At 57.9% G+C, this 14,828-nt stretch carries 13 protein-coding genes; 7 read left to right on the top strand and 6 right to left on the bottom strand.

All coding sequences use genetic code 11. The features are described from left to right. Window positions 1–6: 6 nt before the first annotated feature. Window positions 7–1,023 carry an Ldh family oxidoreductase gene (locus ACI7MX_RS18525; protein WP_405585979.1) on the top strand — a complete coding sequence of 339 codons (1,017 nt, stop codon included), beginning with the start codon at window positions 7–9 and terminating at the stop codon, window positions 1,021–1,023. A 233-nt stretch (window positions 1,024–1,256) separates the two neighbouring features. Here the strand turns inward: ACI7MX_RS18525 and ACI7MX_RS18520 are convergent, their stop codons facing one another. The 3 genes from ACI7MX_RS18520 to ACI7MX_RS18510 form a co-directional block, all read right to left on the bottom strand. Further along, window positions 1,257–1,820 (bottom strand): type 1 glutamine amidotransferase domain-containing protein, encoded by a 564-nt coding sequence (locus ACI7MX_RS18520; protein WP_405585977.1) that lies wholly within the window; start codon window positions 1,818–1,820, stop codon window positions 1,257–1,259. Window positions 1,821–2,055: 235 nt separating this feature from the next. After that, on the bottom strand, window positions 2,056–2,604 hold the full coding sequence (locus ACI7MX_RS18515; RefSeq protein ID WP_405585974.1) for a cytochrome b: 549 nt from the start codon (window positions 2,602–2,604) through the stop codon (window positions 2,056–2,058). Between the two features lie 95 nt (window positions 2,605–2,699). Further along, entirely contained in the window at window positions 2,700–3,656 is a 957-nt protein-coding gene (locus ACI7MX_RS18510; protein ID WP_405585971.1) for a DUF1853 family protein, read from the bottom strand. Window positions 3,657–3,839: 183 nt separating this feature from the next. Here ACI7MX_RS18510 and ACI7MX_RS18505 point away from each other — a divergent pair, with 183 nt between their 5' ends. The 6 genes from ACI7MX_RS18505 to pepN all read left to right on the top strand — a co-directional run bounded on the left by ACI7MX_RS18505 (window position 3,840) and on the right by pepN (window position 10,514). After that, a complete protein-coding gene (locus ACI7MX_RS18505) occupies window positions 3,840–4,730 on the top strand; it encodes an NAD(+) kinase (protein WP_153379091.1) in 891 nt (296 codons plus the stop codon). Next, window positions 4,730–5,701, top strand: coding sequence for a metallophosphoesterase (locus tag ACI7MX_RS18500; protein WP_314482696.1), 972 nt, complete (start codon window positions 4,730–4,732; stop codon window positions 5,699–5,701). Before ACI7MX_RS18505 ends, ACI7MX_RS18500 begins: the two co-directional genes overlap by 1 nt. Further along, complete coding sequence (locus tag ACI7MX_RS18495; RefSeq protein WP_405585966.1) at window positions 5,698–6,576, top strand: rhomboid family intramembrane serine protease; 879 nt, start codon at window positions 5,698–5,700, stop codon at window positions 6,574–6,576. The genes ACI7MX_RS18500 and ACI7MX_RS18495 overlap by 4 nt, the downstream gene beginning before the upstream one ends. Window positions 6,577–6,756: 180 nt before the next feature. After that, window positions 6,757–7,017 (top strand): YeaC family protein, encoded by a 261-nt coding sequence (locus ACI7MX_RS18490; RefSeq protein ID WP_122782382.1) that lies wholly within the window; start codon window positions 6,757–6,759, stop codon window positions 7,015–7,017. Further along, window positions 7,014–7,844, top strand: a complete 831-nt coding sequence (locus tag ACI7MX_RS18485) for a DUF2797 domain-containing protein (protein ID WP_405586056.1) — start codon at window positions 7,014–7,016, stop codon at window positions 7,842–7,844. Before ACI7MX_RS18490 ends, ACI7MX_RS18485 begins: the two co-directional genes overlap by 4 nt. Before the next feature lie 12 nt (window positions 7,845–7,856). Continuing rightward, entirely contained in the window at window positions 7,857–10,514 is a 2,658-nt protein-coding gene (pepN, locus tag ACI7MX_RS18480) for an aminopeptidase N (RefSeq protein WP_405585962.1), read from the top strand. Window positions 10,515–10,577: 63 nt separating this feature from the next. Here pepN and ACI7MX_RS18475 read toward each other — a convergent pair whose 3' ends face one another. The 3 genes from ACI7MX_RS18475 to ACI7MX_RS18465 form a co-directional block, all read right to left on the bottom strand. Further along, complete coding sequence (locus tag ACI7MX_RS18475) at window positions 10,578–11,804, bottom strand: alkaline phosphatase family protein (RefSeq protein WP_314482684.1); 1,227 nt, start codon at window positions 11,802–11,804, stop codon at window positions 10,578–10,580. 112 nt (window positions 11,805–11,916) lie between these two features. Further along, window positions 11,917–12,642 (bottom strand): FadR/GntR family transcriptional regulator, encoded by a 726-nt coding sequence (locus tag ACI7MX_RS18470; RefSeq protein ID WP_314482682.1) that lies wholly within the window; start codon window positions 12,640–12,642, stop codon window positions 11,917–11,919. A gap of 356 nt (window positions 12,643–12,998) precedes the next feature. Further along, complete coding sequence (locus ACI7MX_RS18465; RefSeq protein ID WP_122784283.1) at window positions 12,999–14,735, bottom strand: IlvD/Edd family dehydratase; 1,737 nt, start codon at window positions 14,733–14,735, stop codon at window positions 12,999–13,001. Window positions 14,736–14,828: the final 93 nt, after the last annotated feature.

Raw genomic sequence — 14,828 nt, 5'->3', positions numbered from 1 at the left:
CGCCCCATGTCCCAACCCGCCACTTCATCGCTGACCCTCGGCGAATTGACAGCCCTCTTGCAACAGATCTTCGAACGCCACGGTACCTCTGCGGCGGTGGCGCAGGTGTTGGCTGACAACTGCGCACGGGCGCAGCGAGACGGCTCCTACAGTCACGGGGTATTCCGCATTCCCGGTTATTTGTCGTCACTGGCCAGCCACTGGGTGGATGGCCAGGCGGTGCCGGTGGTTGAGGACGTAGCGAGCGGTTTTGTGCGGGTGGACGCGGCCAATGGCTTTGCCCAGCCTGCGTTGGCAGCGGCCCGAGGGTTGCTGGTGGAAAAGGCCCGCAGTGCCGGTATTGCTGTATTGGCGATACGCAACTCCCATCACTTCGCGGCGTTATGGCCCGACGTTGAGCCGTTCGCCGAAGAGGGGCTGGTGGCATTGAGCGTGGTTAACAGCATGACCTGCGTGGTGCCGCATGGCGCCTCCAAACCGCTATTCGGGACTAACCCGATCGCTTTTGCCGCACCGCGTGCGGGCGGCTCGCCCATCGTTTTTGATTTGGCCACCAGTGCAATTGCCCACGGCGACGTGCAAATTGCTGCGCGCAAGGGCCATACGTTACCTGCGGGCATGGGCGTCGATAAACACGGCGAGGCGACTGAAAACCCCAAAGAAATTCTCGACGGCGGAGCCTTGCTGCCGTTTGGGGGGCACAAGGGTTCGGCGCTGTCGATGATGGTGGAACTGCTGGCGGCCGCGTTGACGGGGGGTAACTTCTCGTTTGAGTTTGACTGGTCGAAACACCCTGGCGCGCAGACGCCCTGGACGGGGCAATTATTAATTGTGATCGACCCGAGCAAATCCGCGGGCAACAACTTTGCCGAGCGCAGTGCTGAGCTGGTACGTCAGATGCAGGGTGTGGGTCTTGAGCGTATGCCGGGAGATCGACGTTTTATAGAGCGGGCCAAATCCTTGAGTGACGGCATTGTGTTGGGGGATGAAGAACTGAGCAGGTTGCGTGCGTTGGCGAAGTAGGGTGTTGGCGCTGCCCCGCCTGTGCAATGCCCTCGATGATCAATGGCTTTTGCGTCACGGAAGATCAGCTCACAGGGTTCAAGGTCGTAGCCCGCGTGACGTTTGCCTTCCGGTTAGAGGGTGGCAAGGCCGCAGTTGTGTCCATGAATAAGTGAAACAGCAGCGGTGAAAATGACCGGCACGTTTTGTCGTGCCGGTCATAGCCGTCTTAATCTTTTAACGTATGTCCAGCCTTATGCCCCTTCAAGCGCCCCTGCGATCGCCTTATTGAAGGCCGGGATGTCTTTGGGTGTACGCGAAGTAATCAGGGTCCAGCCATTGGCTTGGCATTGCTTGACCTCGACATCTACCCAACCGGCAGCACCGGCATTTTCCAGATCAAGCTTGACGCTGGGATAGGAGGTGAGGGTTTTGCCCGAGATAACCCCTGCGTTAATCAGCAACCATGGGCCATGGCAAATCGCGGCGATGACTTTACCCGCATCAGCGAATTCTTTGACCAGGCGCTGAGCGTGTTCATCCAGTCGCAGTGTATCGGCGTTGACTGTACCGCCTGGAATCACTAGCGCATCAAAATCCGACGCTTTGAGTTCGGCCAGCGCAGCCTGAGATTCGACTGTACGATCTTTCTCAGTGTCCTGAACGAATGTCTGGGTAGTACCGCCTTCACTTGAACCGTGGGTGACAGAAGCACCCTGCGCCTTGAGAGCTTCCAACGGTTTAATCAGCTCGTCACGTTCGATGCCCGTATTGGAGGTGATAAACAGTATTTTTCTACCTGTCAGTTGATGACTCATAGTGATTACTCCCTCTGCGTATCAAGATAATTAAATCAAGCGTGCGCTGGATGATTCATCCGACGCGTTGAAGATGGGAGGTCTGAGCGGTTTGGAAAGTTCATCTGGATTCATCCTTTGAACTTAAGCGACGGCGCCCTAGGCATTTCGCATGCCCCGCAGGCCTTGGCCTGCGGGGATTTTACCGGGCACAGCATTGTAGCTATGAATGCCCCGACACCGCGGGAGCCGCCGTTCAGCGGCGTTCTGGCAGCATGCGCAGCAGAGTGTTGTCCTTGATCAGGTAGTGGTGAGCCAGCCCGGCCAACGCATGCAAGCCAATCAGCCAATAACCGATGGTGCCGCCCAGCTCATGCCAACTTTTGATTTGCTTGGCGAAATCCGGGTCTTTAGCGGTAAGCACCGGCAGATCGAAGCCATAAAAGAACACTGACTTGTCGTTGAAGCTCAAGACCAGATAACCCAGGACCGGCATGGCGATCATGAACAGGTACAACGCCCAGTGCATCAGGGTGGCGAGAGCCGTCTGCCAGGCGGGTGGGGTGGGCGTGATTTTCGGAGCGACGCCCAGGGTTCTGGCTAGCAGGCGCAACCACACCAGCGTAAAGACGGTGAGCCCGAGCATGAAATGCGCGTCTTTCATCAAGTTTCGACCGTCACTGTCTTTCGGGAAAATTCCGCGAAACTCAATCGAGGCGTAGATCAGTACGAACAGCAGCACCATCAACCAGTGCAAGGCGATGGACATTCGGCTGTAGTGGTCGGCGGAGCTTTTCCAGGACATGGTGTTTCCTCACGGTTCAGGTCAAAAACCGCCGTTCTTGTGTGACGGCGTGTGATTACTTTAAACCGGTTGCGCCATGTCGCACGTGAGATGTGTCAGTTTTCAGGGGTGCCCGGCACATTGGGCCAAAGATCGGAGACTAAAAACAACCGTTCAGCCTCTTCCCAGTCACCGTCGCCGTTTTCACTCAGGCGCACCAACAGTTGCGCCGGGGCCTGTGGGTGCAATTCGGCCAGCCAGACTGCGAGCTGTTGCTCGCTCCACAAGCCTTCGGCGCCGTAACGGGCCGGCGCCAGCCAGGCATGGCGGGGCAAGGGCTGCCAGCAGCCGGCGGCACTTTGCCGGATAAACGCTGGCCAGTCACTCTGGTGCAACCAGCGCCCGCGCAGGTGTTGCGGATGGACACCGGCAGGCGGCTGCGAATGGCCGGGCCACGGGTAGAGTAAATAGCCGCCCAGCCACATATGCGCGCTGAAGGCTTGGATATCGAGCCCCGCGAGGATTTCGCGGCTCTCAGAACGGCTCGACATGGGCAGCTGGTGCTGGGTGAAGTGCTTTAGCTTGCGCTCCAGCCGGTCATTGCTGCCGGGGCCAAGCCACTGCGCCGGGTCGCGACCGTCGCCCTGTTGCGGTCCAAGGTAGAGTTTTATGGCCATTTCCAGATGGTGCACACCGTCGCGGTCTCGCAGTAAAAAGTCCAGCTCGCCCAAAGTATGCCCGCGCACGCGGATGGGCAGGTTGGCGGCAATCAGCTCAACCCCTGGCGCCTGTTGCAGTGCAAAGTGCCAGAGTCGTTCGTAATAACGGCCCAGTCGGCGCGTGGTGGCCAACGCCAGCCATTGCTGGAGCGGCTCACTGTGTTGATCCAGTTCACGCAGCCAGCACTCAAGTTGCTGCGGCGCCTGCACCCAGTCGCTGCCCGTCAAGGGATGACGCTGTGGCCAAGGGGTGTGTTCGAGCATCGGCGGGGCAAGTATCACCCACGCCAGATCACGCACCTGCGGGTGACGCAATTGATGGGGCAGGGTGAGCAAGTCGGGAAATAGGATCATGATCCGAGCATAGCTGTTTGGCATCACCCTGAGAATGTGCCTGTCAATATGGCAGCATCCAGCGGGTTACGCCTGCCACTGCAATCAAACAGCGAGCGGCCACAGGGCTGAAAGGGTTTTGTCTATCGGCGCGTTTCGCCCATAATCGCTGTTTTAGCCCGCCTAGAATCTTGCAGGAGCCTCATGGAGCAATTTCGTAATATCGGCATCATTGGTCGTTTGGGCAGTTCTCAGGTGCTCGATACGGTTCGCCGACTGAAAAAATTCCTGCTTGAACGGCACATGCACGTGATCCTCGAAGACACCATCGGTGAAGTGTTGCCCGGCCATGGTCTGCAAACGTCCTCGCGCAAACTGCTGGGTGAAGTCTGTGACATGGTGATTGTGGTAGGCGGCGATGGCAGTTTATTGGGCGCGGCCCGTGCCCTGGCCCGTCATAACGTCCCGGTGCTGGGTATCAATCGGGGCAGTCTGGGCTTTTTGACCGACATTCGACCTGACGAGCTGGAAGTCAAAGTCGCCGAGGTGCTCGACGGCCACTATCTGGTTGAAAACCGTTTTTTGCTGCAAGCCGAAGTCCGCCGTCATGGCGAGGCCATCGGTCAGGGCGATGCGCTCAATGATGTGGTGCTGCATCCCGGTAAATCCACGCGCATGATCGAATTCGAACTGCATATCGACGGTCAGTTCGTGTGCAGCCAGAAAGCCGACGGCCTGATCGTGGCCACGCCGACCGGCTCAACGGCTTACGCGATGTCGGCGGGTGGCCCGATCATGCATCCCAAACTGGATGCCATCGTCATCGTCCCGATGTATCCACACACCCTGAGCAGCCGACCCATTGTGGTCGACGGCAACAGCGAGCTGAAAATCGTGGTGGCCAAGGACATGCAAATTTACCCGCAAGTCTCCTGCGACGGTCAGAACCATTTCACCTGCGCGCCGGGTGACACCGTGACCGTCAGCAAAAAAGCACAAAAGCTGCGTCTGATTCATCCTTTGGACCACAACTACTATGAAGTGTGTCGGACCAAGCTGGGCTGGGGTAGCCGACTGGGCGGCAGGGCTGACTGATGCTCGATCCAGCGCGCAGTTACGATCTGATCGGTGACGTGCATGGCTGTGCTCATACCCTTGAGCACCTGCTGGAGCGTCTGGGTTATCGAAAACTCGCCGGTATTTGGCGACACCCTCAACGCATGGCGGTGTTCCTGGGCGACATCATTGATCGCGGCCCGCGCATTCGCGAGTCGTTGCACATCGTCTACGACATGGTTCAGGCCGGTCAGGCGCTGTGCCTGATGGGCAACCATGAATTCAACGCGCTGGGCTGGTGCACACCGGCCCCGGCGGGCAGCGGCAAGCAGTTTGTGCGCGAACACAACCCGCGTCATGCCCGCCTTATCCACGAAACCCTTGAGCAGTTCGAGGCGTACCCGGACGAGTGGCGTACGTTTGTGCAGTGGTTTTACGACATGCCGCTGTTTGTCGATGCCGGACGCTTTCGCGTGGTACACGCCTGCTGGGATGCGCAGGTGATTGCCTCTCTGCGACAGCAATACCCCGATGGCTGCATTGATGAACCCTTTTTGCAGGCCGCGGCCCAGCCTGGCAGCTTCGCCAACCTGACCTTCAACCGGCTGTTGCGCGGCACCGACATGCGTTTGCCCGATGGCATGACCCTGACCGGTGGCGATGGGTTAACGCGGGCGTTCTTCCGTACCAAGTTCTGGGAAGACGACCCCAAGACTTACGGAGATATTGTGTTTCAACCTGACGCACTGCCCGAGCGCGTGGCGCAAAAACCGCTGTCCTCGACCGAGAAGAGCGCGTTGTTACGTTACGGTAGCCATGAGCCCTTGTTATTTGTCGGGCATTACTGGCGCAGCGGCAAACCCGCGCCTATCCGGCCCAACTTGGCCTGTCTCGATTACAGTGCCGTGCTGTACGGCAAACTGGTGGCTTACCGGCTTGATCAGGAAACCCGCCTCGATCCGGGCAAGTTTGTGTGGGTCGACGTCGAACGCCCGGAGGCGATTCAATGAGTGTTGTACAGGTGTTGCGTCTACCGTTGTCGGTCGATTTAAGCGGTTTTGTGGCCTTGCTCAAGCGCCTGCAAGTGCCCCATCGGGTCAGTGAAGAGGCGGGCGAGCAGGTGCTGTGGGCACCCGACAACATTGCCGAAGATGTCCGTAATCTGTATCAGCGCTTTCCCGCAGGTGATCCTGAGCACGAGCTGCCGGTTGTCGAGCGCCCGGCACCGATGGCCCGTCCAGGCTTGGTCCGGCAATTGCGCGACAGCCCGGCCACCGCGATTATCTTGCTGCTGTGTGTACTTGTAGCGGTCGTCACGCAACTGGGCGATAACCTCTCGACCCTGAGCGGGCTGACCTTTGTCGATTACACCATTCGCGGTCAATATATCCAGTTTGCCCCGTTGTCCGAGACCCTGGCGTCAGGGCAATGGTGGCGGCTGTTTACCCCCATGCTGATTCACTTCGGTTTCCTGCACATCGCCATGAACGGTATGTGGTTCTGGGAACTGGGGCGACGTATTGAAATGCGTCAGGGCAGCATCAAGCTGATCGGCCTAAGCCTGTTATTCAGCTTGGTGTCCAACTTTGCCCAATACCTGTTCGGCGGCCCGAGTCTGTTTGGCGGGTTGTCGGGGGTGTTGTACGGCTTGCTGGGGCATATCTGGATTTACCAGTTGATGTCGCCCAACCCCATGTACTCCCTGCCTCGTGGCGTGTTGGTGATGATGCTGGTGTGGCTGGCGCTGTGCATGTCCGGGTTGGTGTCGATGATCGGCTTTGGCCAGATTGCCAACGCGGCGCATGTGGGCGGGTTGATAATTGGCTGCCTGACCGGCTTGCTGGGCGGGCTTTGGGCACGACGCAAACTTGCGATGCACCCGTAGCAGCTGCCGAAGGCGGCGTCCGATTGCGAAGCGATCGTAAAATCTGAATACCGGGTTTAACAGGCATACCGAACTGCCTTATTTTACGACGGCTGCGCCGTCGAACGCAGCCTTCGGCAGCTGCTACGAATCGTGTTGCGACCGTTACCTCACTATTTTTTAAAGAGCGGAACCAGAAACATGTCCTCTTTCAACGAAATGATTAAAAACATCACACCCGAGATCTATCAGAGTCTGAAACTGGCCGTAGAAATCGGTAAATGGGCTGACGGCAACAAATTGACCCCCGAGCAACGCGAGCTGTCGTTGCAGGCCATGATCGCCTGGGAAGTCAACAACCTGCCCGAAGACCAGCGCACTGGCTACATGGGCCCGCAGGAGTGCAGCTCCAAGTCGGCGCCGGTGCCGAACATCCTGTTCAAGTCGGATGCCATCCATTGATTGAGATTGGTCGCGGTGCAATCAGCAAAATGTCGGCACGTCTGGAAGGGCCGACCGTTCAATACGCGTTTCGTTTGGGCGATACCGAGGTGCCAGTCAATCCATTGATCGGCACTAAACTGCGTCTGGAATTCCTGGGAGAGATTTACTGTTCCCACTGCGGACGCAAAACCAAGAAGAGCTTCAGTCAGGGTTATTGCTACCCGTGCATGACCAAGCTGGCGCAGTGCGATGTGTGCATCATGAGCCCGGAGCGCTGCCATTACGACGCTGGCACGTGCCGGGATCCGTCGTGGGGCGAGCAGTTCTGCATGACCGATCACGTGGTGTATCTGGCCAACTCTTCGGGCGTCAAGGTTGGTATTACCCGTGGCACACAACTGCCCACACGCTGGCTCGATCAGGGCGCCAGTCAAGCGTTGCCAATCGTGCGCGTCGCGACTCGCCAGCAGTCGGGTTTTGTCGAAGACCTGTTTCGCTCGCAAGTGGCTGACCGCACTAACTGGCGGGCACTGCTAAAGAGCAATGCCGAGCCGGTCGACCTCGCAGCGGTGCGTGATCAGCTGTTCGACAGCTGCGCCGAAGGTTTGAACAGCTTGCAGGAGCGTTTTGGCTTGCAAGCGGTCCAACCCTTGCATAGCGTCGAGCCTATCGAGATTTGTTACCCGGTTGAACAGTACCCGAGCAAGATTGTCAGCTTTAATCTGGACAAGGATCCGATCGTTGAAGGCACGCTGATGGGGATCAAGGGCCAATACCTGATCTTTGACACCGGCGTTATCAATATTCGCAAATACACGGCCTACCAGCTGGCCGTGCATCAGTAAAAGGACACCCGCATGCGCACCGAACAACCGCAAATGATCTACCTGAAGGACTATCAGGCGCCCGAGTATTTAATCGACGAGACGCACCTGACCTTTGAGTTGTTCGAGGATCACACGTTGGTCCATGCGCAATTGGTGATGCGCCGCAACCCTGCGCGCGGCGCAGGTTTGCCGGCGCTGGCGCTGGACGGTCAGCAACTGCAGCTGTTGAGTGTGGCGATGGATGATGCCGAACTGACCGCAGCGGACTATCAACTGACCGACAGCCACTTGATCCTGCACCCGACCAGCGAACAGTTTGTGGTCGACACCAGCGTCAAGATCCACCCCGAATCCAATACCGCGCTGGAAGGCTTGTACAAGTCCGGCACGATGTTCTGCACCCAATGCGAAGCCGAGGGCTTTCGCAAGATCACCTATTACCTCGACCGCCCGGACGTGATGAGCAAGTTCACCACCACCGTGGTCGCGGAGCAGCATCGTTACCCGATACTGCTGTCCAACGGCAACCCGATCGCCAGTGGCCCCGACGAAGATGGTCGGCACTGGGCGACCTGGGAAGACCCGTTCATGAAACCGGCTTATCTGTTTGCCCTGGTGGCCGGCGATTTGTGGTGCGTTGAAGACACCTTTACCACCATGACCGACCGCGACGTCGCCCTGCGCATTTATGTCGAGCCGGAAAACATCGACAAGTGCCAGCACGCCATGACCAGCCTGAAAAAGTCGATGCGCTGGGACGAAGAAACCTACGGCCGTGAATACGATCTGGACATTTTCATGATCGTTGCCGTCAGTGACTTCAACATGGGCGCGATGGAGAACAAAGGTCTCAACATCTTCAACTCCAGCGCCGTCCTGGCTCGCGCCGAAACCGCCACCGACGCTGCGCATCAGCGCGTTGAAGCGATTGTCGCGCACGAATACTTCCACAACTGGTCGGGCAATCGCGTGACTTGCCGCGACTGGTTCCAGCTGTCGCTCAAGGAAGGGTTCACGGTGTTTCGTGACTCTCAATTCTCGGCCGACATGAACTCGCGGGTGGTCAAGCGTATTCAAGATGTGGCTTACCTGCGCACCCACCAGTTTGCCGAAGATGCCGGCCCTATGGCCCATGCCGTGCGCCCTGACAGCTTTATCGAAATCTCCAACTTCTACACCCTGACGGTCTACGAAAAGGGTTCGGAAGTGGTGCGCATGATCCACACCCTGCTGGGCGAAGTAGGCTTTCGCAAGGGCAGCGACCTGTACTTTGAGCGCCATGATGGTCAGGCCGTGACCTGCGATGACTTTATCAAGGCCATGGAAGACGCCAATGGCGCCGACCTGTCCCAGTTCAAGCGCTGGTACAGCCAGGCCGGTACACCGCGTCTGGCGGTCAGCGAGCACTATGATGCGGCGCAAAAGACCTACAGCCTGACCTTCGCCCAAAGCTGCCCGGCGACCCCGGACAAGGTTGAAAAACTGCCGTTCGTGATTCCGGTTGAACTGGCCCTGTTGAACGTCCAAGGCGCTGAACTGCCGCTGCAACTGACGGGCGAGACGAACGTTGCGGGCACCACGCGGGTGCTGTCGGTGACCGAAGCCGAGCAAACCTTCACCTTCGTGGGCGTGCCTGAAAAGCCGCTGCCCTCGCTGTTGCGCGGTTTCTCGGCGCCGGTCAAATTGCAGTTTGCCTACAGCCGTGACCAGTTGATGTTCCTGATGCAACACGACAGCGATGGTTTCAACCGCTGGGATGCGGGTCAGCAACTGTCGGTGCAGGTGTTGCAGGACTTGATCGCCCAGCATCAACGTGGCGAAGCCCTGACGCTGGACCCGCGTTTGGTTGAGGCGCTGCGCAGCGTGCTCAACAATGCGAGCCTGGATCAGGCCATGGTGGCCGAGATGCTGTCGTTGCCGGGTGAGGCTTACCTCACTGAAATCAGCGAAGTGGCCGATGTCGACGCGATCCACACGGCCCGCGAGTTTGCCCGCAAGCAACTGGCGCAAAGCCTGTTCGATGATCTGTGGTCGCGTTATCAGGCCAACCGCGCGGTGTCCAAAGTCACGCCCTATGTGGCAGAAGCCGAGCATTTTGCCCGTCGCGCCCTGCAAAATATTGCGCTGTCTTACTTGATGCTGACGGGTAAACCTGAGGTTTTGGCGGCTGCGCTGGAGCAGTTCGAGCACAGCGACAACATGACCGAGCGCCTGACCGCGCTGGCGGTACTGGTCAACTCGCCTTTCGAGGCCGAGAAAGCCGCCGCGCTGGCCAGTTTTGCCGATCATTTCAAAGATGATCCACTGGTCATGGACCAATGGTTCAGCGTGCAGGCGGGCAGCACCTTGCCTGGCGGTTTGCAGCGCGTGCAGCAGTTGATGGAGCACCCGGCGTTTACCCTGAAAAACCCGAACAAGGTGCGCGCGCTGGTGGGTGCCTTTGCCGGCCAGAACCTGATCAACTTCCATGCAGCTGATGGTTCGGGTTATCGCTTCCTGGCCGATCTGGTGATCCAGCTGAACGCCTTGAACCCGCAGATTGCTTCCCGTCAATTGGCGCCATTGACCCGCTGGCGTAAATACGACAGCGCCCGTCAGGCGTTGATGAAGGCTGAGCTTGAGCGCATTCGCAACTCAGGCGACCTGTCCAGCGATGTGTTTGAAGTGGTCAGCAAAAGCCTGGCCTAACCGCTGATGTAAAAAGAGGCGCTACCCGAGCAATTGGTTAGCGCCTTTTTTATGTCCGTCGTTTCAGTGTTGCAGGGTCACCAAGCGTGATACCGGCACCTTATTCATTTCTACGGTGTAGTTGACGTTGCCATTGATGTCTTTCACGTCGTTATCGATGTATTCACCCTGATGATTGGGCACAGAGGCGATGTGCTGACCGTCACGGTAAATGTGTACGGGTTTGCCACGCGGTTTGTCGCCTTGCCACGTCAGCACCACCTGCGAGCTGGCCGGTACAGCCTGAGCGGTAAGTTGTCTGACGCCCAGTGCACCGATCAGGGGCAACCCGTCCATTGAGTGCTGTGCCGCATTCGGGGTGACGCCAAAGTGCTTCAGTATTGTGGGGGTGATGTCGGCCTGACTGGCAAAGCCATACAAACCGCTGTGCCCTGGGTTGGTTGGCGCGCTGACAGGGTCGGTCAGTTGCGCGTTAGCCGATTTGTTCATCGCAATAAAGGTGGTCTTTTCACTCAGGGTTTGTTGCCCATGGTTGTACCCATCAGGTAGTCGACGGCCGTGGTCTGGCGAGACGATGACTAACCAATCCTCCTTGGGATGAGTCGTTTGACGACGTTCCAGCGCCGACAGCAACTGGCCCACCTGCGCATCTACGCCTTGAATGGCCTGTTGATACTCGGTGGCAAAACCATGATCGTGACCCGCCAGATCAGGCTCGTCGAAGTGGGCGAATACCAGGTCAGACTTGCCATATTCAAGTTCGTAGCCGGCTTTATCGGCCACACACTGATCCACGTCCAGGCATTTGGTGCCGGTGTCGATATAGCCTTGGGCGATGTCTTCGGCGAAGTTGTCGTTAATGGTGCCCCAACTGACAATACTGGTCGTCTTGCGCTGTGGCGCGGCGCGCTTGAGTTGTTCAAACAGGCTGGGCGCCTGGTTGCGCAATGCACCATTGTTGGCGTCGACTTGATGCCGGTTCACCCAACTGCCAGTCAAAATAGTCGCCCAACCCGGCCCGCTGTTGGTCAGTTGTTCAGTTGAGGTGCCGTCAACGCCACCGATGTAACTTTTGGCCAGTTTGAGGCTGCCAATGTGCGGGGCCATGTTCTGTGCAATGGCTTCCTGGAGTTTTTCGTATTGCATACCGTCCACACCAATCAACAAGGCTTTTTGAGTCTTGGATGTTTGGCTGTCAGACGAAGAGGGAGTGAGTGCATGAGCGGCCACAGAGGCCAATGACAGGCTCAGGCAGGCAGCAATGGAAAGCGCAACAGTGGAATAACGCATGGCAGATCTCAGTGAAGGGATGGGACACCGGCGAGTATTCAGGCCGTGTATTTCACTGGGGTGTATCTGCTCAAGCGTTTAAACCACGGGATGTTTCTGCGCCCCGTGGCGTTCACACGGTGACGGGTTCTTGGCTTAGCACTGTATCCAGCGCCGTGCGTGCATCATCCAGTTGCACCAGCGTGGCATGCCGCGCGCCCAATGCGTCGTGGTTTTCGATGGCCGTCAAAATGGCCTTGTGCCGAGGCAGCGCCAGTTCATGCAAGTTGGGACGGCGATTTGAATGCTTTAACGCTTCACGCAACGCCAACGACAGCATATTGCACAGGTTGGCAAGCAAGTCATTGTGAGTAGCATCGGCAATGCGACTGTGAAAATCCAGGTCGGGCTGTAACAACGCTTCAGGTGTTTCAGCTTTTTCCATGCGCTCATAGGCATCACGAATAGAGGCGATTTCTTCCTCGGTCGCGTGCTGAGCGGCGAGGGCGGCCACGGCGGGTTCGATAATGCTGCGCACACTGGTCAGCAAGGCAAAGAATTCGTTTTGCGGCGAACTCTGCATCAGCCAATGCAGCACATCGGGGTCAAGCATGTGCCACTCGCGCCGTGGCTTGACCACCGTTCCTACGCGCGGTTTGGAGTACACCAGGCCTTTGGCAAGCAACACCCGCGTGGCTTCGCGCAGCACTGGACGGCTGACGGCATACTCTTCGCACAGCAAGGCTTCTGCGGGCAGTTTGTCATCGGGCTTAAAGCGCCCGGAAACAATTTGCATGCCCAGTTCCTGAACGATGCGCGCGTGCATACTTTTGCGCTCGGAGGGCTGACGATAATCCATAGGGCGTAGGTCGATCCTGTGGCAGAAAGGCACCGATGATAACAGCCACGACAGGCGTAAACCTCACAAAACCCTGAACTCGCGGCGTTTTGTAGTTGCTGGCCAGGGCTGCGATATGCCCGACAACCAAAGGCGCGAGCATGACCTGTCAGGTAAAGCCCTGATCAAGCTGTAGCAGTTGACGAGTAATGCGAGGCTACGTTCGACGATGCAATCGTCGCAAACGGTATGACCACGATGTTTCTGATGCATCGGGTTATTTGGATTTACGACGGCTTTGCCGCCGATCGCAGCCTCGCAGAGCTCGTCAGCTGCTACGGGTTTTTTGCCACCTTGCGGCTACAGATATTGCACTATCAATGTGAATGACGCGGCACTTCTGATCCGCGGCAACCGACCAGAAAGTCAAAGTCGCAACCCTGATCGGCCTGCATGACGTGGTCGATGTACAGCTGGCGATAGCCGCCAATCAGCAGGTTTTTTGGCGGTTCGATGTCGGCCAGTCGGGCAGCCAGTTCTGCGTCGCTGATGTCCAGGTGCAAACGCCCGCTGGCGCAGTCCAGTTCGATCCAGTCACCTTCTTGCACGGCAGCCAATGGCCCGCCCGCCGCAGCTTCGGGTGCCACATGCAAGACCACGGTGCCATAGGCCGTGCCGCTCATGCGCGCATCGGAAATACGCACCATGTCAGTCACGCCCTGGGCCAGCAGCTTGGCCGGCAAGCCCATGTTGCCCACTTCGGCCATGCCCGGATAACCCTTGGGCCCACAGTTTTTCATCACCAGTATCGAATCGGCGGTGACGTCCAGTTCCGGGTCGTTGATGCGCGCTTTATACATGTCGAAGTTTTCAAATACCACGGCTTGCCCGCGGTGTTTCATCAGCGCCGGGGTGGCAGCAGAGGGTTTCAATACGGCACCCAGAGGCGCCAGGTTACCGCGTAATACGCAGATACCACCGTCCGCCACCAGCGGGTTTTCAATCGCACGGATGACTTCGTCGTCGCCGTAAATCGGCGAGTTTTTCACATTGTCCCATAGGCTCTGACCATTGACGGTCAGTGCATTGGGGTGCGGAATCAAGTTGTTTTCACCCATCCGGCGCAGCACGGCAGGCAGGCCACCCGCGTAGTAGAACTCTTCCATCAGGAAGCGCCCGGAAGGCTGCAAGTCCACCAGCGTCGGAGTGCCGCGACCGATACGGGTCCAGTCATCCAGCTCCAGATCGACGCCAATGCGCCCGGCGATGGCTTTCAAATGGATCACCGCATTGGTCGAGCCGCCAATGGCCGCATTGACCCGAATCGCATTTTCAAAGGCTTCTTTGGTCAGCACTTTGGACAGGCGCAGGTCTTCACGCACCATTTGCACTGCACGCATGCCGGACATGTGCGCGAGTACGTAACGGCGCGAATCGACCGCCGGAATCGCAGCGTTGTGCGGCAATGACGTGCCTAATGCTTCGGCCATACACGCCATGGTCGAGGCGGTGCCCATGGTGTTGCAGGTGCCCGCCGAGCGTGACATGCCGGCTTCTGCCGAGAGGAACTCGTCGAGGCTGATGGCGCCCGCTTTATAAGACTCATGCATCTGCCAGACGATAGTGCCAGCGCCGATGTCTTTGCCCTTGTGCTTGCCGTTCAGCATCGGTCCACCGGTCACCACGATAGCGGGGACGTCGCAGCTGGCGGCCCCCATCAACAGGGCAGGGGTGGTTTTGTCGCAGCCGGTCAACAGCACAACGCCGTCAATCGGATTGCCGCGAATGGCTTCTTCCACGTCCATGCTGGCCAAATTGCGGGTCAGCATGGCGGTCGGGCGCAGGTTCGATTCGCCGTTGGAGAACACCGGAAATTCAACCGGGAAGCCGCCTGCTTCGATGACGCCGCGCTTGACGTGCTCAGCAATGGTACGGAAATGGGCGTTGCACGGCGTCAGTTCGGACCAAGTGTTGCAGATACCAATGATCGGTTTGCCCTGAAACTGATGGTCGGCAATGCCTTGATTCTTCATCCAGCTGCGGTACATGAAGCCGTTTTTGTCCGCGCTGCCAAACCATTGGGCGGAGCGCAGGGGAGGCGTTTTATCAGACATGTCGGGCTCTCTTATTGTATGACTAATTGGTTTTTATGCTCCTAAAGTAGCTGGAAAAATGCTGTCTTGGAAGTGTTGTTGAGTAAATAGTAT

Origin of the sequence: Pseudomonas sp. 2024-210, from assembly GCF_045062345.1 — a bacterium.
In the GTDB taxonomy this organism is placed as follows: Bacteria; Pseudomonadota; Gammaproteobacteria; order Pseudomonadales; family Pseudomonadaceae; genus Aquipseudomonas.
Note: the sequence above shows the minus strand (reverse complement) of the source record. Positions and strands in the feature narration are given on the sequence as shown.